The following is a 19,731-nucleotide window of genomic DNA, read 5'->3' as shown; positions in this document are numbered from 1 at the left end:
CGGGACGCTCGCGGCGAACCTCTCAGGTTCCGATGACAGATGGGGAGGATCGACCTCGCCCGTCATGCCCTGGGAGTTTTCTTCATGAGCACTGCCCCCCGTCTGACCGCCCTCGATGGCGTGCATCGCGCGCTCGGCGCGACCATGACCGACTTCGCGGGCTGGGACATGCCGCTGCGGTACGCCAGCGAGCGCGACGAGCACAACGCCGTGCGCACCAAGGCCGGTCTCTTCGACCTCTCCCACATGGGCGAGATCACCGTCACCGGCCCCGGGGCCGTCGACTTCCTGAACTTCTCGCTGGTCGGCAACATCGGCTCCGTCGGTGTCGGCCGCGCCCGCTACACCATGATCGTCGCCGAGGACGGCGGCATCCTGGACGACCTGATCGTCTACCGCCTGGGCGAGACCGAGTACATGGTGGTGGCCAACGCCTCCAACGCACAGGTCGTCCTTGACACCCTCACCGCCCGCGCCGACGGCTTCGACGCCGAGGTCCGCGACGACCGCGACGCGTACGCGCTGCTCGCCGTCCAGGGCCCCGAGTCCCCCGGCATCCTGAAGTCCCTCACGGACGCCGACCTGGACGGCCTGAAGTACTACGCGGGCCTGCCCGGCACCGTCGCGGGCGTCCCCGCGCTGATCGCCCGCACGGGCTACACCGGCGAGGACGGCTTCGAGCTGTTCGTCGCCCCCGGTGACGCCGAGAAGCTGTGGAACGCGCTCATGGAGGCCGGCACCCCCGTCGGCATGGTCCCGGCGGGCCTCTCCTGCCGCGACACGCTGCGCCTGGAGGCGGGCATGCCGCTGTACGGGCACGAGCTGACCGCCGGGCTCACGCCGTTCGACGCGGGCCTCGGCCGGGTGGTGAAGTTCGACAAGACGTCGCGGTCGGACTCCTTCGTGGGCCGCGCGGCCCTGGCCGCCGCCGCCGAGCGTGCCGAGTCCGCCCCGCCTCGCAAGCTGGTCGGCCTGATCGCCGAGGGCCGCCGCGTCCCGCGCGCGGGCTTCTCCGTGGTCGCGGACGGCAAGGTCATCGGCGAGGTCACCTCCGGCGCCCCGTCCCCGACGCTGGGCAAGCCGATCGCGATGGCGTACGTGGACGCGGAGCACGCCGCTCCCGGCACCCCCGGTGTGGGCGTGGACATCCGCGGTACGCATGAGCCGTACGAGGTCGTGGCGCTGCCGTTCTACAAGCGCCAGAAGTGACGCCCCGACCGTCACAAGTGACCCCCCGCACATCTTTCCCGTTCCGCAGCACCCACCCGCGTACAGGAGAATTCAGGTCATGAGCAACCCCCAGCAGCTGCGTTACAGCAAGGAGCACGAGTGGCTGTCGGACGCCCAGGAGGGCGTGTCGACGGTCGGCATCACGGAGCACGCGGCCAACGCGCTCGGTGACGTCGTCTTCGTGCAGCTTCCGGCGGTCGGCGACACGGTGACCGCGGGCGAGACCTGCGGCGAGCTGGAGTCGACCAAGTCGGTCAGCGACCTCTACTCCCCGGTCACCGGCGAGGTCGTCGAGGCCAACCAGGACGTCGTGGACGACCCGTCGCTGGTGAACTCCGCGCCGTTCGAGGGCGGTTGGCTCTTCAAGGTCCGCACCACGGAGGAGCCGAAGGACCTGCTCTCCGCGGACGAGTACACCGAGTTCTCCGGCAGCTAAGGATCTCCCCGATGTCGCTTCTGAACACCCCTCTGCACGAGCTGGACCCGGAGGTCGCCGCCGCCGTCGACGCCGAGCTCCACCGCCAGCAGTCCACCCTGGAAATGATCGCCTCGGAGAACTTCGCTCCGGTCGCCGTCATGGAGGCCCAGGGGACGGTCCTCACCAACAAGTACGCCGAGGGCTACCCCGGCCGCCGCTACTACGGCGGCTGCGAGCATGTCGACGTCACCGAGCGGCTCGCGATCGAGCGGATCAAGGACCTGTTCGGTGCCGAGTACGCCAACGTCCAGCCGCACTCCGGCGCCTCCGCCAACCAGGCCGCCCTCTTCGCGCTCGCCCAGCCCGGCGACACGATCCTCGGCCTGGACCTGGCACACGGCGGGCACCTCACCCACGGCATGCGCCTGAACTTCTCCGGCAAGCAGTTCAACGTGGTCGCGTACCACGTCGACGAGGCCGGCCTGGTCGACATGGCCGAGGTCGAGCGCCTGGCCAAGGAGAACAGCCCCAAGGTGATCATCGCGGGCTGGTCCGCGTACCCGCGTCACCTGGACTTCGCCGAGTTCCGCCGCATCGCGGACGAGGTCGGCGCGTACCTGTGGGTCGACATGGCGCACTTCGCCGGTCTCGTCGCCGCCGGGCTGCACCCGAACCCGGTGCCGTTCGCGGACGTGGTGACCTCCACCACGCACAAGACCCTGGGCGGCCCGCGCGGCGGCGTCATCCTGGCCCGCAGCAAGGACTTCGCGAAGAAGCTGAACTCCGCGGTCTTCCCCGGCTTCCAGGGCGGCCCGCTGGAGCACGTGATCGCGGCCAAGGCCGTCTCCTTCAAGATCGCGGCGGGCGAGGAGTTCAAGGAGCGCCAGCAGCGCACCCTGGACGGTGCCCGCATCCTGGCCGAGCGTCTCGTCCAGGACGACGCGAAGGCCGTCGGCGTCGACGTCCTGTCCGGCGGCACGGACGTGCACCTGGTCCTGGTGGACCTGCGCAACTCCGAGCTCGACGGGCAGCAGGCCGAGGACCGCCTCCACGAGGTCGGCATCACGGTCAACCGCAACGCGATCCCGAACGACCCGCGCCCCCCGATGGTCACCTCGGGCCTGCGGATCGGCACCCCGGCGCTCGCCACGCGCGGCTTCCAGGCGGAGGACTTCCGCGAGGTCGCCGACATCATCGCCGAGGCTCTCAAGCCGGGCTTCGACGCGGACGCCCTCAAGGCCCGCGTGACGGCCCTGGCCGACAAGCACCCGCTGTACCCCGGCCTGAAGTAGTTCTGAAGTAGTTTCGTACGCTTTTTCGTACACTTCAGACCGGAACAGCTTCGTACGCTTTTGTTCGTACGTACGAAAGGTCGGGGCACCCCGCACACTGGACAGTGAGCAGGGTGCCCCGCACCACGTCCGCCTCTTGATCTTTTCGTCTTTGGAGTTCCCCGTGGCCATCTCGGTCTTCGACCTGTTCTCGATCGGCATCGGCCCGTCCAGCTCCCACACGGTCGGCCCGATGCGCGCCGCCCGCATGTTCGCGAGCCGCCTCAAGAACGAGGGCCTCATGGCCCACACCACCGCCATACGGGCCGAGCTCTTCGGCTCGCTCGGCGCCACCGGCCACGGCCACGGCACCCCGAAGGCCGTGCTGCTCGGCCTGGAGGGCGAGTCGCCGCGCACGGTGGACGTGGAGAGTGCCGACGCCCGGGTCGAGGCGATCAAGAGCAGCGGTCGCCTCAGCCTCCTCGGCATGCACGAGATCGGCTTCGACTTCGACGAGGACCTGATCCTGCACCGCCGCAAGGCCCTGCCGTACCACGCCAACGGCATGACGATCTTCGCGTACGACCATGAGGGCGCCCTCGTCCTGGAGAAGACGTACTACTCGGTGGGCGGCGGCTTCATCGTCGACGAGACCGTGCTGGAGCAGGAGGGCGCGGAGGGTGAGAACCCGATCGTGCCGGACGACACCGTCCTCAAGTACCCCTTCCGCACCGGCGACGAGCTGCTGCGCCTCGCCCAGGAGACCGGCCTGTCCATCTCCGCGCTGATGCTGGAGAACGAGAAGGCCTGGCGCACGGAGGAGGAGATCCGCGAGGGCCTCCTCGACATCTGGCGCACCATGCAGGCCTGCGTCTCGCGCGGCATGTCCCGCGAGGGCATCCTGCCGGGCGGCCTGAAGGTCCGCCGCCGCGCCGCGAACTCGGCCCGCCAGCTGCGCGCCGAGGGCGACCCGCAGGCCCGCGCGATGGAGTGGATCACGCTCTACGCCATGGCCGTGAACGAGGAGAACGCCGCGGGCGGCCGCGTCGTGACCGCCCCGACCAACGGCGCCGCGGGCATCATCCCTGCCGTCCTGCACTACTACATGAACTTCGTGCCCGGCGGCGCCTCCCAGGAGGAGAAGGACGACGCCGTGGTGCGCTTCCTGCTCGCCGCGGGCGCCATCGGCATGCTCTTCAAGGAGAACGCCTCGATCTCCGGCGCCGAGGTCGGCTGCCAGGGCGAGGTCGGCTCCGCCTGCTCGATGGCGGCGGGCGCGCTCGCCGAGGTCCTCGGCGGCTCCCCGGAGCAGGTCGAGAACGCCGCGGAGATCGGCATGGAGCACAACCTCGGCCTGACCTGCGACCCGGTCGGCGGCCTCGTCCAGATCCCGTGCATCGAGCGCAACGGCATGGCGGCCGTGAAGGCCGTGACCGCGGCGAAGATGGCGATGCGGGGCGACGGCTCCCACAAGGTCTCCCTCGACAAGGTCATCAAGACCATGAAGGAGACGGGCGCCGACATGAGCGTCAAGTACAAGGAGACGGCGCGGGGCGGGCTCGCGGTGAACATCATCGAGTGCTGAGGGCTCCCTGACGCGGTGGCACGAACAGCGCCTCCGACCCCACCGGCCGGTACCCCGCCGCCTGGAAGGCCCGCACGGCGCGCGCGTTGCCCGGGGCCTGCTGCGCCCACACCACGTCGCCGTCCGGGACGAGATGGCGTGCCGCGCCGGCCAGGGCGCGGCCGAGGCCTCGGTGGCGTGCGTCCTCCTCGACCTCGACCGCCGTCTCCCAGCGGCCCGCGACGCCCCGGCCGGTGATCAGGACGCCGCCGCCCGCGGACGTCCATACGCGTACGTCGTCGCGGTGCTCGCGGGCGCGGGCGACGCGTGGGTGGTCCGGGTCGTCCAGCTCGCGCAGTTCGAGGCGCGGGTCGGGGGTGCCCGGCCGGGCGGTGGCCGCGGTCAGCAGGTCGATGGTGTCCGTCGTACGGCCCGTCCGGTCCGTCAAGGCGGCGTGGAAGCGCGCGTTCATGGCGGCCGCGAGCGGGTCGCAGTCGAGGGCGGCGAGCGTGGCCCGCACCCAGGCGGGGTCCTCGTCGGTGAAGACGACGGAGTGCGCCGTGAAGGCGATCACCCCCGCGTCGCGGTGGCCGGGCTGCGGCACGACGGTGATCGCGCCGTCCGGCGGCGGGAACGTACCGCGTGCGGCGGCCTCCAGGATCGTCCCGAGCTCGGCAGAGGCGCGAGAGGCACGAGAGGCGCTGGCCATGGGTGTACTCCTTGTGATCCGGCGGTGGGGCGGCGGATACCCTGACCCCCGTCAGTAGTGCACCAAGAAGGGGTGGATCCGGTGGCGGACATCGACGAAGCGCGCAAGACGTTCGACCAGTTCGACGCGGACGGCGACGGCTTCATCACGGCGGCCGAGTGGAAGAGCGCCATGGCCAAGATGGGCGACTTCTACATGACCGAGACGGTGGCCGAGGCCGTCATCGGCACGAAGGACAGTAACGCGGACAAGCGGCTGTCGTTCGACGAGTTCTGGGCGAGCCTGAACAAGTAGCCGCCCGTCGTTTTCTCGGGTGGAGCGGAGGGGCCCGGCGCGTGGGTGGCGCCGGGCCCCTCCGTGATGCCGCTCAGCGGTGCGTACGTACACTCCAGCGCCCCTCCGTGCGCTCCAGGCGCACGGGGTGGTCGAAGCACTTGCTGATCCAGTCACCGGTCAGTACGTCGTCCACGGTGCCGGAGGCGAGCGCGGCCCCGTCGCGCAGGAGCAGCGCGTGGGTCGTGCCGGCGGGCAGTTCCTCCAGATGGTGCGTGACCAGGACCGTGGCCAGCTCCGGGTGGGTCGCGCGCAGGGTGTCCAGGCTGTCGAGCAGGCGTTCCCGTCCGGCGAGGTCGAGGCCGGTGGCGGGTTCGTCGAGCAGGACGAGGCGCGGGCTCGGCATCAGGGACCGCGCGATCAGGGTGCGGCCGCGTTCGCCCTGGGAGAGCGTGGGCCAGCGGGCGTCGGCGCGGTGCGCGAGGCCGAGCAGGGCGATCAGGTGGTCGGCCCGCTCCTCCTGCTCGGGCGTCGGACGCCAACGTGGTACCGGCTCCACGCTGTTGGTCAGCCCGGTGAGGACGACGTCACGGACCGGCAGCGGGGAGCGCAGCGGATGGCGCGGGTTCACATGACCGACGTACGCCCGCAGGTCGCGCAGGTCGACGCTGCCCAGTCGGCGGCCGAGCACCTCGACCGTGCCGCGCGTGGGGTGGGCGACGGCGCCGCAGAGGCCGAGCAGGGTCGACTTGCCCGCGCCGTTGGCGCCGAGCAGCGCCCAGTGCTCTCCGGGACGGACGGTGAGGGTGACGTCTTCGAGGATGGCGCGGCCGTCGCGGACGACGGTGACGGCGTCGGCGTGCAGGACGGGCGGGACGGTCTCCGCGGACCCGGGGGCCGGTGAGGTCTCCCGGGTCACCGTGCCGCCCCCGCCCGGTTCACGGCGGCGAGGACGGCCTGTACGGACGCGGTCAGCACCGAGGTGTCCAGGCCCGCGCCCCAGCAAACGGCGTCCCCGACCCGGCACCGCGCGTACGCGGCGGCTTCGACGGCGCCGCCCTCCCCCACCGCGTGTTCGGCGTAGTCGAGGATGTCGACGGTGATCCCGGCGGCGGCGAGGGCGTCGGCGAAGGCGGACAGCGGCCCGTTGCCGACGCCCTCGAAGTCCCCTGTCCGGTCGCCCACTTGGAGGGTGCAGACGAAGCGGTGCGCGCCGTCCGGGGCCCGGTCGGTGGTCCAGGAGCAGAGGGCGACCTCGCCTTCCAGCCCGGGCGCCACGTACGTCGCGCGGAACAGCTCGTACAGCTCCTTCGCCGTCGCCTCCTGACCGCTGTCGTCGGTGGCCTCCTGCACCACGCGCGAGAAGTCGGGGCGCATGCCCCGCGGCAGGTCGAGACCGTGCCGGGTCTGGAGCAGATACGCCATGCCGCCCTTGCCCGACTGGGAGTTGACGCGGATGACGGCCTCATAGGTGCGGCCGATGTCGGCGGGGTCGATGGGCAGATACGGGACGTCCCACGGCGCCTCGCGCTCCGGGAGCCCCGACTCGGCGGCGCGCCGCGCGTGATGGGCGAACCCCTTGCTGATGGCGTCCTGGTGGGTGCCGGAGAACGCGGTGTGGACGAGGTCACCGGCGTAGGGGTGGCGGGGGTGCACGGGCAGGCGGTTGCAGTACTCGACGACATCGCGCACGGCGTCGATGTCGGAGAAGTCGATCATCGGGTCGACGCCCTGGGCGTAGAGGTTGAGGGCGAGTGTGACCAGGTCGACGTTGCCGGTCCGCTCGCCGTTGCCGAAGAGGCAGCCTTCGACGCGCTGGGCGCCCGCCAGTACGGCGAGTTCGGCGCAGGCGACGCCCGTGCCGCGGTCGTTGTGCGGATGGACGGAGAGGATGACGCAGTCGCGGCGCGCGAGATGCCGGTGCATGTACTCGATCTGGTCCGCGTACACGTTCGGAGTGGCGATCTCGACGGTCGCCGGCAGGTTGTGCGTGACGGGCCGGTCGGGGCTCGCGTCCCACAGCTCGGTCAGGCCGTCGCAGACTTCGAGGACGTAGTCGGGCTCGGTGAGGTTGAACGTCTCCGGGGCGAACTGGAAACGGATGTCGGCGTGCGGCCGCGCGTCGGCGAGCCGCGCCATGTGGGCTGCGGCCTCCTCGACGACGTCGTACACCTCGGCGCGCGACCGCCCGAGGACCACGTCACGCCAGACGGGCGAGGTGGGGATGTACAGGTGGACGACGGCGCGCGGCAGTCCCTCGATCGACTCGAAGGTACGGTCGATCAGCTCGGGTTTGGCGGGCGTGAAGACGACGACGGTCACGTCGTCGGGCAGCGCGTCGTCGCCGCCGCGCCGAGCGAGGTGGCGGACGAAGTCGAAGTCGGTCCTGCTGGCCGACGGATAGCCGACCTCGATCTCCTTGAACCCCATCGAGACGAGCAGATCGAAGAAGCGCCGCTTGCGGCCGGTGTCCATCGGCTCGGCGAGCGCCTGATTGCCGTCGCGCAGATCGACGGGCACCCACAGGGGCGCGCGCTCGATGCGCGCGTCCGGCCAACTCCGGTGCGGGTCAGGGACGTTCACCCGCTCCTGGTAGGGACGGTAGCGGTGGTACGGCATGGGCCCCGGGCGCTGCGGGTTCCAGTCGTACGTGGGTGAAGTGACGGGAGGCGTGGTCACGGCGGGTCTGCTCCTGGCGGGGCTCGGTCGGGAGACCGGCAGCACGGCACCCCGCGGCGGGGTGCCGGTCGCTTCAGGCCCCGCCGCGGCAGCCGAGAAGGAGAAGACCGCGGAAGATCATGGCGATACAGTAGTCACACCTCAGGTCCTCAGACAAGTACTCCTCAGACAAGTACTCCACAGACAAGCACGCCACCGAAAAGGCCCCCGATGCCCCTCGACTCCGTCCGCCCCAGCCCCCTCGTCGAGCAGGCCGCCGCCCGGCTGCGCGAGCAGATCACCGGCGGCGACTGGCCCGTCGGGACCAGACTGCCGGGCGAGACGACGCTCGCCAAGGAGCTCGGCGTCGGCCGCTCCACCCTCCGCGAGGCCCTGCGCGCGCTCGCCGGGGCGGGGCTCGTGCGGGCGCGGCAGGGCGCCGGCGTCTTCGTCATCGCCACGGAACCCGTCGCGGACTGGCCGACCCGGCTGCGGCGGGCGGCGGTCACCGACGTGTACGAGGTGCGGATGCTGGTGGAGGTGCAGGCGGCCCGGCTGGCGGCGTTGCGGCGCACCGACGAGGACATCGCGGCGATGCGGGCCGCGCTGGAGGGGCGCAGGGCGGCGGCGGCCGAGGGGGACGCGGCGTTCGTCGACGCCGACATCGCCCTGCACGCGGCGGTCGTGGCGGCGGCGCGCAATCCGGTGCTGACCGACCTGTTCGCGGAGTTCATGCCCGCGCTGCGGCAAGGCCTGATCGACCTCCTCGAACTCATCGACGTACGCAGCGAGGAGGCGGACCATGGCGACGCCTCGCACGCCGAACTGGTGCGTGCCGTCGAGTCGATGGACGCCGAAGGGGCGGCGCGGGTGGCGCAGACGGAACTCCAGGCGACGCTGCGGCTGTTGCTCGCGCAGGACTGAGCGGCGCCGCGCGGCCCCACACCCGCCGCGCCGCCCCGCCCTGCGTCAGCTCGACCCCTCCGGCTCCCCCGACTCCCCCGGCCCCTCCTCCGCCCCGGCCCCGTACAACCGCACCGAAGCATCCACATGCGCCAGCCTGCGCATCGCGTTGAACACCGCCTCGCCGAGGACCGTACCGATCACCACGCTCTCCACCCGGTCCTCGACCGCGACCCGCCGGTCCACGTAACCGAGGTCGGCTCGGGCGACGAGTTCCGCGGCGTCGGCGTACTCGTCCAGCAGTTCCGGGAACGCCCCGTGGCCGAGCCGGGCCATGGCGGCCAGCGCCCGTGACAGGTCCGCCGCCGCCGGGTTCGACTCGTGCGTACGCCAGCCGCGCCGCGCGATCAGCGCCTCGACGACTGCGTTCGCGGCGTCCGCCTCGGCGTCGTCGTCGGCGACGCCCTCGCCGCCGAGCCGGTCCGCCGCCGCGCCGAGGACCTTGTGCAGGGGGCGGCTCGGGTCGTCCACGGCGCCGAGCACCTCCGAGATGGCGGCCACCTTCAGCCCGCCGACCTCCAGCAGCGCGCGGATCAGCCGCAGCCTGCGCTCGTGCGTCTCGTCGTAGTGCGCCTGGTTGGGGCTGGACAGTTCACCCGGCGACAGCAGGCCTTCCCGGACGTAGTACTTGATCGTCGGCACCGGAACGCCGGTTCTGCGACTCAACTCGCCAATGCGCACGGCCCGTTCCCGCTCCTGTTCATCGGATTCCCTTGCCAACCTCCGACCCATCATAGATAGTGGCGCTATCAGATAGCAGATAGCACCACTATCTATTCGTCGTAGAGCCAGACACCACGGACCACAGACCAGGGGGATCTCCCATGCCCGTCCGCACGCCCTTATGGCATTCATGGCACCGACCACTCGTACTGTTCTCGGCCTCCATGGTCGCCTTGGCCCTCGTCTCCGCGGTGGGGCTCGTGGTCGACGACCGGGTTCTCACGGGCGCCCGGATCTGGGCCAAGCCGTTCAAGTTCTCGCTCTCGTTCGTCGCGTACGGGCTGTCGCTCGCCTGGATGCTGTCGCTGCTCGACCGCGGGCGGCGCGCGGGATGGTGGGCGGGCACGGTGGTCGCGGCGACCAGCACCATCGAAATGCTGATCATCACCGGGCAGGTGGTGCGCGGGAAACGCAGCCACTTCAACCACCAGACCCCCTTCGACGAGACGCTGTTCAACGCGATGGCCGTCACCGTCGTCATCCTCTGGCTCGGCACAGTCGTCATCGCGGCCCTGCTCCTGCGCGCCCGGATCGCCGACCGGGCCTCCGCCTGGGCGATGCGCTGCGGCATCACCATCGCGCTGGCCGGAGCCGCCGTCGGCTTCCTGATGACGCGGCCCGCGGCCGGTCAGCGGCGCGGCGAGTCCCCGGTGGTCGGCGCGCACAGCGTGGGCGTCCCGGACGGCGGGCCCTCGATGCCGCTGACCGGCTGGTCGACGACCGGCGGCGACCTGCGCATCCCGCACTTCTTCGGCATGCACGCGCTGCAACTGCTACCGCTGCTCGTCATGGCACTGACGGTGCTCGCGCCGCGCGTCGCCCGCCTCGCCGACGCACGGGTGCGGCTGCGGCTGGTCCTGGTGGGCTCGGCAGCGTACGCGGCACTCTTCGGCCTGGTCACCTGGCAGGCGCTGCGCGGTCAGCCGCTGCTCCACCCGGACGGCGCGACCCTGACGGCGGCGGGTCTGATCACCTGCGCCACGGCCGTGGGGGCGTACGCGGCGCTGCGGGCCCCGGCCGGGCCGCCCGGCCGTGTCACCGCCGGCCGGTCACCGCACCGCACGGAACCCGCCCAGCCCCTCCAGCACACCCAGCCCGCCCAGCCCCTTCAGAAGGACGCCGAGGTCGCGTCATGACCGGATTCCTCTTCGAGCTGTCGTTCTGGCTGGCCGCCCCGGTCTGGCTGCTCATGGTCTTCGCACCCGGCTGGGGGCCGACCGCCCGCCTGGCCGCGTCGCCCCTGACCGTCGTCCCGATCCTCGTCGTCCACCTCGCCATGGCGCTCCCGGTCATGCCCGAGCTGTGGTCCGCCGTCAGCAGCCCCGACATCGACGGCTTCCGCGAGCTGACGGCGCGGGCCAACGGGGCCGGGGCGATCTGGGCGCAGGTCATCGCCTGGGACCTGCTGCTCGGGCAGTGGATGTACCGCGAGTCGCGCAGGCTCGGCGTGCATCCGGTGGTGACCGGGCCGCTGCTCGTCCTGACGATCCTGCTCTCGCCGTTCGGCCTGCTGCTGTTCCTCGCGCTGCGTACGGCGCTCACCCGGCGACACGCGGTCCGGAATAGCCCGCCGGATCCGGAGGTTACCTCCGTTACGACAGCGATCCACCTACGACAGTGATCCATCCACGATTCATCCACGACAGTGACTCAGTCGCCTGAGTGACACACCAAAGGGGCAGTCATGAAGATCGGCATCATCGGCGCGGGCAACATCGGCGGCAACCTCACCCGCCGCCTCACGGCTCTCGGCCACGACGTCTCCGTCGCCAACTCCCGTGGCCCGCACACCCTGAGCGCTCTCGCCGAGGAGACCGGCGCGAAGCCAGTCCCCGTCGAGGAGGCCGCGCGCGGCGCGCGGGTCGTCGTCGTGACGGTCCCGCTCAAGGCCGTGCCCGACCTGCCCAAGGGCTTCCTCGACGGGGCGGCCGATGACGTCGCCGTCATCGACACCGGCAACTACTACCCGCAGCAGCGCGACGGCAGGATCGCCGAGATCGAGGAGGGCCTGACCGAGAGCCGCTGGACGGAGCGGCAGATCGGCCACCCCGTCATCAAGGCGTTCAACGGAACGTACGCCGCCGACATCCTCGACAAGCCGCGCCCCAAGGGCGCCCCCGACCGGGTCGCCCTGCCGGTGTCCGGTGACGACGAGGCCGCCAAGAAGGTCGTACGCGAGCTTCTCGACGAGCTCGGCTTCGACACCGTCGACAACGGCGGCCAGGACGAGTCCTGGCGCCAGCAGCCCGGAACTCCCGTGTACGGCAACGTCGGTGGCGTCGAGGAGATCCGCAAGGCCCTCGAAGCGGCCTCCCCGGAGCGCACGGCCGAGTGGCTCGCCTGACACCGATGCCCAGGGAGGCAGCTAGGGCGTGTCTGACAATTCGCGTCGTCGCCCGGAGGGCGGCCTCGCGGCGTCAGGTGCGTGCTCTCGGCGTGCCGGGCGTAGGGCCTCGTACTGGATGTACTTGGCTCTGCGCCCGGTGCGGCGAGAGTGCGTGCATGGCGTCGCGAGGCAGGCGGGAATTGTCAGACAGGCCCTAGGGCGTGGCCCACTCCCGCAGAGCGTCCTCGCTCTCGAAGCGGGCCACGTTCTTGTCCAGCGGCGTGGACGTGTACTGGTGGAACTTCCACTTCGCCTTGATGCGGGGCTTGCCCGCGCTGACGTAGTCGGCGATCCACAGGCCGTCGCCCGCGTAGGACGTGCTGTCCCGGTTCAGCCAGAAATCGCGGTTGCAGTACAGCAGGACCCTGTGGTTCGGGCGCAGCCGCTTCACCTCGCGGATGAAGCGGTCCTTCTCCGCGTTGGAGGCAGCCGTGTGGTCCCCCGTCCACTCCCAGTCCACCGCGAGCAGGTCCCCCGCCTTCTCGGGGGCCTTGCCCACGAAGTACTTGGCCTGGTCCGCGATGTTCCCCGGCCACAGGAAGTGGTAGTAGCCGACGACGCAGCCGCCGTCGCGGGCCAGCTTCGTCTGGGCGGCCAGTCTCGGGTTGACGTACGAGCGGCCCTCCGTCGCCTTGATGATGACGAAGGAGAGGCCGTCGGTGTTGAACGTCGACTGGTAGGAGCTGACATCGATGCCACGCAGCATGGGCGGCCTCCAGGAGGGGCGGTACCGTGGGGGGGTTTGTGAACTGCCCCTTTTGTGCCCGGTGGTGGCGTCCATGAACCATCAACCGTCAATTTGTCAACGGAAGATGCCGGTGTGTCCGAGTGAATACCGGCCGGGCTGCGGATAGACGGCCAGACCGTGCGGGCCGCTGCCCACGGGGATGCGGGCCAGCTGGACTCCGGTGCGGGTGTCGATGGCGTACACCTCGTCGTCGTAACGGCCGGACAGCCACAGGGTGTTGCCGTCCGCCGAGACACCGCCCATGTCGGGACTGCCGCCCTGCGGGAGCTTCCACTTCTTGGTGAGCCTGTTCTTCGGGAAGTCGAAGACGGAGATGGAGCCCTCGCCGCGGTTGGAGATGTACATCTCCTTGGAGTCGCGGCTGACGTACAGGCCGTGGCAGCCCTTGCCGGTGCGCAGCAGCTTCGGCGTCGTGAACTTCTTCCCGTCGAGGACCCACATGCCGTGCGCCATCATGTCGGCGATGTAGAACTTCTTGCCGTCGGGGGACATCTTCACGTCCTGCGGCATGGCGCCCTTGAGGGGGAGCTTCTGCTGGCCGACGATCTTCATCTTCTCCGTGTCGACCTTGAGGAGTTCTCCGGAGAACTCACAGGAGACGATGAAGTAGCGCCCGTCCATGGAGAAGTCGGCGTGGTTGACGCCGGCGCAGCTGACGGGGACCGTCTTGACGCGGTTCATGGTCTTGGGGTCGCGGAAGACGAGTTCGCGGTCCATGGAGGCCATGACGACGGCGTACTTGCCGTTCGGCGTGAAGTAGAGGTTGTACGGGTCGGAGACGTCGACGGTGCGGCCGGTCTTGCCGGTCACCGGGTCGATGGCGGTGAGGCTGTCGCCGAGGTCGTTGTTGACCCAGAGCGTCTTCATGTCCCAGGAGGGGACGACGTGCTGCGGCTGGTCGCCGACCTTGATGGTCTTGACGACCTTGAACTTCTTGGGGTCGATGACCGAGATGGTGTCGGACTCGGTGTTCGGGACGTAGACGCGCGACAGGAACTTCTTCGCCACAGGTGCCAGGGCGTTCGGGCGGTCGGCGGCGTACGCGTCCTTCGGGTCGAGGACCGGCGGCATGCCGGGCAGGCCGGGGACCACCTTGGGCTTGGCGGGCTCGCGGGCGCCCTTGGTGCCGAGGGCCTCGTCGGACCGCTGGTCGGTGCCGCAGCCGGCGAGTGCGGCGAGCACCGCGCCCGTGGCGAGCAGCGCGGCGGTGCGCTTGGTCAGGTCGAGTTTCGTGGGGGGCATCAGGTCAGCAGCTCCGTGGTCGTCACCGCGCGCAGGCCGCGGCGTTCCAGTTCTTGCAGGACGTCGGGGAGCGCGGCGACCGTGTCCGCGTACCCGAAGTGGAGGCTCACCACGGATCCCGCGCGGACCCCGGCGGCGATCGTGCGGGTGATGGCCGGGGCGCCCGGTGAGGTGTGGTCGAGGGAGTCGACGTCGTACGACAGGACGTGCGGGTAGCCGGCGCGGCGGGCGAGGCGTTCGACGAGGGGGGTCGCCGTCCGGGTGCGCGAGGGGCGGAACCAGGTGCCGATGGAGCCGGTGAGGCGGCGCAGGCGGTCCGCGCAGCCGGTGATCTCGGCGTAGGCGTCGGCCTCGGGCATGCCGTTGATGTCGAGGTGGCGCAGGGTGTGGTTGCCGAGGTCGTGGCCGCCGTCGAGGACGCGGCGGGCGAGGCCGGGGTGTTCGTCGAGCCAGGTGCCGACGGCGAGCACGGTGACGCGGGCGCCCGCCTTCTCCGCCTCGGTGAGCAGCGCCTTCGCGGTGGCGGGGTCGCCGTGGCCGTGGAAGGTGAGCGCGACCTCGGCCCGGGTGCGGGCGCCGTGGGTGATCTGGACGGGACGGCCGGGGAAGCGGCGGGGCGCGGGGGCGGCCGCCGGGGCCGGGCGGGGGGCCCTGGTCGGGGACGGGCCGGGGGTCCCGGACGCGGGCGGGCGGTCGCGGGCGGGGGCACCGCCGGTCGCGGCGCACCCGGCGGTGAGCGCGCTCGCGGCGGCAAGGCGGGCGCCCGCGCGCAGGACTCTGCGGCGGTCGGTCTCGATCACGCGACCATTTAATGGGGAAAGACGGGGAAAGGCGCTTATTGCCCGCTTCATTCCTCTTGCGGGTCGAGAGCCGGAGGGCGACGCCCGCTCCCCAGTCCTTGCGTATCGCCTGTCACAGGCAGCGCTTAACCAGCGTTTACCAGGCAGGTGTCCCATCTCACCAATGATTCACATCTAAACTGTCACGGTTTGCCCGAATATGCAGCGAGAAGTACTTTTGGATCAGTGACGCCCGTCTGCCATAGTCGGGGACACGACCCCCATTGACCCGGGCTCAGGTCGTCACGGCGTCCGTGGAACACACCCCATACGTCCACGGCGCTTCTCGAAAGCCCCCACCGTGCCCGACCGCGGCCGACGGGGGCTTTCGCGTACCCGCGCGCTTTGCCCCTCAGCGGTCGCTGACCCGCATCTCGAACCAGGACGTCTTGCCGCGCGGCAGCAGGTCCACGCCCCAGCGGTCGGAGAGCTTGTCGACGAGGAAGAGGCCGCGGCCGCTCAGGTCCATCTCATGGACCGGCATCAGACAGGGCAGTCCGCGCGAGGGGTCGCGGATTTCGACGCGGATCCAGCCGCGCCGCTTCTCCATGCGCAGGCCGAAGACGCGGGCGCCGGTGTGCCGCACGGCGTTCCCGACGAGCTCGGAGACGAGCAGGACGACGTCCTCGGTGAGCTTCGGGGAGAGCCGCCAGGTGCGCAGGACGACGACCTGGGCGAGCCGGCGCGCGATGGCGGCGGACTCCGGGCGCGACGGCAGCCGCACCTCCGCTTCCGTCGGATTGCCGAACAACTCCAGCGCTTTCAGCGCGTGTTCGTCCTCTGCCGCCGGCGACCAGCGTGCCGCGGTCGCACTCCCGTGCCGCCGCGGCCGTTCGAAACCATCCAGCCCCGCCATGCCCCCCATCATGGCCGCCCAGCGGGGCCTCCGGGGCCCTTCCGACGGAATAAGCCCCCCGGAACCAAGCGTTCCGGGGGGCCGGATAGACATATGCCAGTGGCAGAAAGCCCTCGAAAAATCGAGCCTGACCTGCGGCGTCCTCCCGCTCACGGGCAAGTGCGGCGCACCGGGCGCGGGGCAGACTTAAGGTTGCGTTAAGCCGGTCGTAAACCGCTCCTTCGGGGGACGGCCCCGGCTGACGTCGGCCCAACTGATGGGCAGACGGGGTGAGTTCAGAGGAACTTGGCCTTGCCCGGGCCATCCTCCACGAAGCTGCGCATGCCCCGCTCCCGGTCCTCCGTGGCGAACAGGCCCGCGAACCACGTGCGCTCGATGGCCAGCCCTGTGTCGAGGTCCGTCTCCAGGCCCGCGTCGATGGACTCCTTGGCGGCGCGCAGCGCGATGGCCGGGCCCCGGGCGAGGCGCGCGGCCCAGGCGTGCGCCTGCTCGTACACCTCGGCGGCGGGCACGACGCGGTCCACCAGGCCGATGGCGAGCGCCTCCGGGGCCTTCACCTGGCGCCCGGTGAAGATGAGGTCCTTGGCCTTCGAGGGGCCGACCAGGCGGGCCAGGCGCTGGGTGCCGCCCGCGCCGGGGATGAGGCCGAGCAGGATCTCGGGCTGGCCGAGCTTGGCGTTGTCCGCGGCGATGCGGAAGTCCGCGCAGAGCGCCAGCTCGCAACCGCCGCCGAGGGCGTAGCCGTTGACGGCGGCGACGACGGGCTTGGGGATGCGGGCCACGGCGGTGAAGGACTCCTGGAGGGCCCCGGAGCGCGCGATCATGGCCGCGTGGTCCATGGCCTGCATCTCCTTGATGTCCGCGCCGGCCGCGAACACCTTCTCGCCGCCGTGGATGACCACGGCGCGCACGTCGTCGCGGCGCGTGGCCTCGGCGGCGAGCTCCTTGAGGCGGTCCTGGGTGGCGATGTCCAGGGCGTTCATCGGGGGGCGGTCGAGTCGGATCGTGCCGACGCCTTCGGCGACTTCGAGGGTTGCGGTCATGCCAGCAGGTTAACGGGGGCTAACGCGGAAGAGGAGAGGGGCCCGGCGCACTGGTTCTCAGCGCGCCGGGCCCCTCGGGGCACTCACCGGGAGGGCTTACGCCTTCCACTCCTCCCACGGCATGTTCCAGCCGTTGTAGCCGTTGTCCGGCTGGATCTTCTTGTCGGCGGAGTTCTTCACGACGACGACGTCGCCGATCATCGAGTTGTTGAAGAACCAGCCGCCGGGCGTCTTCTTGCTGTAGCCGCCGCGCACGTCGCTCAGGCCTATACAGCCGTGGCTGGCGTTGGTGTTGCCGAAGGCGCCGCCCGACCAGTAGTTGCCGTGGATGAACGTGCCGGAGGTCGACAGGCGCATCGCGTGCGGGACGTCCTTGATGTCGTACTCGCCGCCGAAGCCGACGGTCTCGCCGTTCATCCGGGTCACCTGGAGCTTCTCGCTGATGACCATCTCGCCGTTGTACGTGGTCGTGCCGGGCGCGCCCGCGGTGATCGGGATCTTCTTGATCTGCTTGCCGTCGCGGACGACCGTCATCTGGTGCGTCTTGGCGTCGACGGTTGAGACCTGGCTGCGGCCGATGGTGAAGTTCAGGGTCTTGGACTGCTTGCCGTACACGCCCGGGCGGCCCTCGACGCCGTCGAGGTTGAGCTTGACGGTGACCTTGGTCCCGGCCTTCCAGTACTTCTCCGGGCGGAAGTCGAGGCGGTCGTTGCCGAACCAGTGGCCCTCGACGGGCACCGAAGGTTCGGTCTTGATCTGGATGGCCTTCTCGACGGCCTCCGGGTCGGTGATGCCCCGGGTGAAGTTCACCGAGAACGGCATCCCGACGCCGACCTTCGCGCCGTCCTCCGGGGTGAACTGGCCGATGAAGGTGTTCTTCGGGGTCAGCGTGGTGAAGGTGGTGTCCTTGGCGGACGCGCGGCCCTCGGAGTCCTTCGCGACCGCGTGGACCTTGTACTTCGTGGCCGCCGCGAGGTGGTGCGCGGGGGTCCATCCTGTGCCGCCCGAGGTGATCTTGCCGGGGACCGGGTTGCCCTTGCTGTCCACGACCTTGACCTCGGAGAGCTTGCCCTTGTCGGCGGCTATCTTCAGGGCGCCGCTGGTGGCCACCGACTCCGCGCCGTCCTTGGGGGCTATCGTCACGACGGCCGCCGACGGCGCGTTCTTGTCCGCCTTGTCCTTGCCGTCGTCCCCGGCGTCCGAGCCGCCGCCCCCGCATGCCGCGACCGCCAGCAGTGCCGCTCCCGACAGCACTGCCGTCAGCCCTCTGGCGCCCCTCCGCCGCACGCGCCCACGCGCGTCCGCCGAAGCCCCCGATATAGGTCGCCCGTTCACGATGTGTCTCCCCTCGCACGGCCTGGATCCAGGCCCGCACCCCAGTGCACCTGCGCGTTTCAGACACGCGCAAGCGATAGATAACCACACGGATCCGGGCGATGACTCCCCGCCAATGTCACCGTTCCGTTCCAACTGCCCGCGGGGTGCGGATGGATCTTGGTCAGCCGTTCTTCACCCCGACTTCACCCAGTCCTTCCACGCCATGTTCCAGCCGCCGAGGCCGTTGTCGGGAGCGACTTTCCGGTCCTTGCTGTTGACCACTTCGACGACGTCCCCGATGAGGGTGCGGTCGAAGAACCAGCCCGCGGGCGTCTTGGAGCTGCCGCCCTTCACGTCACGCAGGCCCACGCAGCCGTGGCTGACGTTCTTCCTGCCGGGGGCGTCCGGCGCCCAGTAGTTGCCGTGCAGGAAGGTGCCGGAGGTCGTCAGGCGGATGGCGTGCGGCACGTCGGGGATGTCGTACTCGCCGCCGAAGCCGACGGTGCGGCTGTTCATGCGGGTCACCTCCAGCATCTCCGTCACCACCATCTTCCCGTTGTACGTGGTGGTCTTGGGGGCGCCCGCGGTGATCGGCACGGTGGAGATCAGCTCGCCGTCGCGGCGTACCTCCATGGTGTGCTCGGCGGCGTCGACCAGGGACTGCTGGTGGCGGCCGACGGTGAACGTGAAGGTCTTGTCCTGGAGGCCGTAGACCCCTGGGGCGGCCTCGACGTCCCGCAGGCGCAGGGCGACGGTGACCTTGGTGCCGGGTTTCCAGTACTTCTCGGGGCGGAAGTCCACGCGGGTGCCGCCGAACCAGTGCGGGCGGATGTCGACGGCCGGGCGCGCGCTCACGTGGATGGCGCGCTGGACGGCCGCGCGGTCGCGGACCTCCTCGTTGAACTCCAGGGAGATGATCATTCCGGTGCCGACCGTGGAGCGGTTCTCGGGCGCCACGTAGGCGACGAAGCGCTCGTCGGGGACGGCCGTGCGGAAGGTGGTGTGCCGGGCCGAGCGGCGGCCGTGGCCGTCCAGGGCGACGGCGTCGACGGCGTACGTGGCGGCGACCGCGAGCGGGCCCTTGTCCACCGGCCGCCAGGTCATGCCGTCCACGCTGATGCGGCCGGGCACCTCGAACTTCTGCGCGTCCTGCGTCCGGACCACCTCGACGGACTCCAGCCGGCCGCCGGGGACCGTCACCTCGAACCGTTCGTCGGGCTTGACCGCCTTGCTCCCGTCGTCGGGCGACACCCGGATCGCGTCCGCGGGCGAGCGCGATTTGCCGAGGACCGTGTCCAGTCCGCCACCGGTACAGCCCGCCGCCCCCGCCAGCAGACCTGCCCATGCCACCACCGCGGCCAGCGCGGTTCCTGCGCGCCGTGCGCGCCTCGCAACCTGTCTCACGTGGGACCCAACGACCGTCGTCCCCCGGGGAAACGTGAGTGCGACGCGCGCGCTGGGCAGAACAGTGGGGAGGACGACGTAGGGGGA

The 19,731-nt window shown here is 70.7% G+C and carries 20 protein-coding genes; 9 read left to right on the top strand and 11 right to left on the bottom strand.

The window, feature by feature from the left end; all coding sequences use genetic code 11:
* The first annotated feature begins 84 nt into the window (after positions 1 to 84).
* From gcvT to ACF062_RS31575, 4 genes are all read left to right on the top strand, one after another.
* Positions 85 to 1,209 carry a glycine cleavage system aminomethyltransferase GcvT gene (gene gcvT / locus ACF062_RS31590; RefSeq protein ID WP_392143058.1) on the top strand — a complete coding sequence of 375 codons (1,125 nt, stop codon included), beginning with the start codon at positions 85 to 87 and terminating at the stop codon, positions 1,207 to 1,209.
* A gap of 79 nt (positions 1,210 to 1,288) precedes the next feature.
* Positions 1,289 to 1,666, top strand: a complete 378-nt coding sequence (gene gcvH / locus ACF062_RS31585) for a glycine cleavage system protein GcvH (RefSeq protein WP_223776893.1) — start codon at positions 1,289 to 1,291, stop codon at positions 1,664 to 1,666.
* 11 nt (positions 1,667 to 1,677) lie between these two features.
* Positions 1,678 to 2,940: a serine hydroxymethyltransferase gene (gene glyA / locus ACF062_RS31580; RefSeq protein WP_392143057.1), complete on the top strand. Its 1,263-nt coding sequence runs from the start codon at positions 1,678 to 1,680 to the stop codon at positions 2,938 to 2,940.
* A gap of 163 nt (positions 2,941 to 3,103) precedes the next feature.
* Positions 3,104 to 4,504 carry an L-serine ammonia-lyase gene (locus ACF062_RS31575; protein ID WP_392143056.1) on the top strand — a complete coding sequence of 467 codons (1,401 nt, stop codon included), beginning with the start codon at positions 3,104 to 3,106 and terminating at the stop codon, positions 4,502 to 4,504.
* Here ACF062_RS31575 and ACF062_RS31570 read toward each other — a convergent pair.
* Positions 4,491 to 5,192, bottom strand: coding sequence for a GNAT family N-acetyltransferase (locus ACF062_RS31570; protein ID WP_392143055.1), 702 nt, complete (start codon positions 5,190 to 5,192; stop codon positions 4,491 to 4,493). The two genes, ACF062_RS31575 and ACF062_RS31570, sit on opposite strands and share 14 nt — an antisense overlap.
* Before the next feature lie 81 nt (positions 5,193 to 5,273).
* Here ACF062_RS31570 and ACF062_RS31565 point away from each other — a divergent pair, with 81 nt between their 5' ends.
* Positions 5,274 to 5,486: an EF-hand domain-containing protein gene (locus ACF062_RS31565; RefSeq protein WP_392143054.1), complete on the top strand. Its 213-nt coding sequence runs from the start codon at positions 5,274 to 5,276 to the stop codon at positions 5,484 to 5,486.
* A gap of 73 nt (positions 5,487 to 5,559) precedes the next feature.
* Here ACF062_RS31565 and ACF062_RS31560 read toward each other — a convergent pair whose 3' ends face one another.
* A complete protein-coding gene (locus ACF062_RS31560) occupies positions 5,560 to 6,384 on the bottom strand; it encodes an ABC transporter ATP-binding protein (RefSeq protein ID WP_392143053.1) in 825 nt (274 codons plus the stop codon).
* On the bottom strand, positions 6,381 to 8,084 hold the full coding sequence (leuA, locus tag ACF062_RS31555; protein ID WP_392143249.1) for a 2-isopropylmalate synthase: 1,704 nt from the start codon (positions 8,082 to 8,084) through the stop codon (positions 6,381 to 6,383). Before leuA ends, ACF062_RS31560 begins: the two co-directional genes overlap by 4 nt.
* Positions 8,085 to 8,354: 270 nt before the next feature.
* Between leuA and ACF062_RS31550 the strand changes: the two genes are divergently transcribed.
* Positions 8,355 to 9,047 (top strand): FCD domain-containing protein, encoded by a 693-nt coding sequence (locus ACF062_RS31550; RefSeq protein ID WP_320589879.1) that lies wholly within the window; start codon positions 8,355 to 8,357, stop codon positions 9,045 to 9,047.
* A 45-nt stretch (positions 9,048 to 9,092) separates the two neighbouring features.
* Here ACF062_RS31550 and ACF062_RS31545 read toward each other — a convergent pair whose 3' ends face one another.
* Positions 9,093 to 9,728, bottom strand: coding sequence for a MerR family transcriptional regulator (locus ACF062_RS31545; protein WP_392143052.1), 636 nt, complete (start codon positions 9,726 to 9,728; stop codon positions 9,093 to 9,095).
* Positions 9,729 to 9,973: 245 nt separating this feature from the next.
* On the opposite strand from ACF062_RS31545, the gene ACF062_RS31540 reads away from it, so the two are divergent.
* The 3 genes from ACF062_RS31540 (at position 9,974) to ACF062_RS31530 (ending at position 12,153) form a co-directional block, all read left to right on the top strand.
* Positions 9,974 to 10,945, top strand: coding sequence for a hypothetical protein (locus tag ACF062_RS31540; protein WP_392143051.1), 972 nt, complete (start codon positions 9,974 to 9,976; stop codon positions 10,943 to 10,945).
* On the top strand, positions 10,942 to 11,430 hold the full coding sequence (locus ACF062_RS31535) for an ABA4-like family protein (RefSeq protein WP_392143050.1): 489 nt from the start codon (positions 10,942 to 10,944) through the stop codon (positions 11,428 to 11,430). Before ACF062_RS31540 ends, ACF062_RS31535 begins: the two co-directional genes overlap by 4 nt.
* Positions 11,431 to 11,493: 63 nt before the next feature.
* Positions 11,494 to 12,153, top strand: coding sequence for an NADPH-dependent F420 reductase (locus ACF062_RS31530; RefSeq protein WP_392143049.1), 660 nt, complete (start codon positions 11,494 to 11,496; stop codon positions 12,151 to 12,153).
* Between the two features lie 196 nt (positions 12,154 to 12,349).
* Here the strand turns inward: ACF062_RS31530 and ACF062_RS31525 are convergent, their stop codons facing one another.
* The 7 genes from ACF062_RS31525 to ACF062_RS31495 form a co-directional block, all read right to left on the bottom strand.
* Entirely contained in the window at positions 12,350 to 12,901 is a 552-nt protein-coding gene (locus tag ACF062_RS31525; RefSeq protein WP_392143048.1) for a glycoside hydrolase family 25 protein, read from the bottom strand.
* Positions 12,902 to 12,997: 96 nt separating this feature from the next.
* A complete protein-coding gene (locus tag ACF062_RS31520; RefSeq protein WP_392143047.1) occupies positions 12,998 to 14,185 on the bottom strand; it encodes a YncE family protein in 1,188 nt (395 codons plus the stop codon).
* Positions 14,185 to 14,985 (bottom strand): polysaccharide deacetylase family protein, encoded by an 801-nt coding sequence (locus ACF062_RS31515; RefSeq protein ID WP_392143046.1) that lies wholly within the window; start codon positions 14,983 to 14,985, stop codon positions 14,185 to 14,187. Before ACF062_RS31515 ends, ACF062_RS31520 begins: the two co-directional genes overlap by 1 nt.
* Positions 14,986 to 15,376: 391 nt before the next feature.
* Positions 15,377 to 15,880, bottom strand: coding sequence for an ATP-binding protein (locus ACF062_RS31510; protein WP_392143045.1), 504 nt, complete (start codon positions 15,878 to 15,880; stop codon positions 15,377 to 15,379).
* Positions 15,881 to 16,155: 275 nt separating this feature from the next.
* Complete coding sequence (locus ACF062_RS31505) at positions 16,156 to 16,923, bottom strand: enoyl-CoA hydratase/isomerase family protein (protein WP_392143044.1); 768 nt, start codon at positions 16,921 to 16,923, stop codon at positions 16,156 to 16,158.
* 96 nt (positions 16,924 to 17,019) lie between these two features.
* The gene (locus ACF062_RS31500) at positions 17,020 to 18,258 is read right to left on the bottom strand and encodes an Ig-like domain-containing protein (protein ID WP_392143043.1); all 1,239 of its coding nucleotides are present in this window, start codon (positions 18,256 to 18,258) and stop codon (positions 17,020 to 17,022) included.
* 174 nt (positions 18,259 to 18,432) lie between these two features.
* Positions 18,433 to 19,590: an Ig-like domain-containing protein gene (locus ACF062_RS31495; protein ID WP_392143248.1), complete on the bottom strand. Its 1,158-nt coding sequence runs from the start codon at positions 19,588 to 19,590 to the stop codon at positions 18,433 to 18,435.
* Positions 19,591 to 19,731: the final 141 nt, after the last annotated feature.

The organism is Streptomyces sp. NPDC015345 (assembly GCF_043078805.1).
GTDB lineage: Bacteria > Actinomycetota > Actinomycetes > Streptomycetales > Streptomycetaceae > Streptomyces.
The sequence above is the reverse complement of the archived record's forward strand: the minus strand, read 5'-3'. Positions and strand labels throughout refer to the sequence as shown.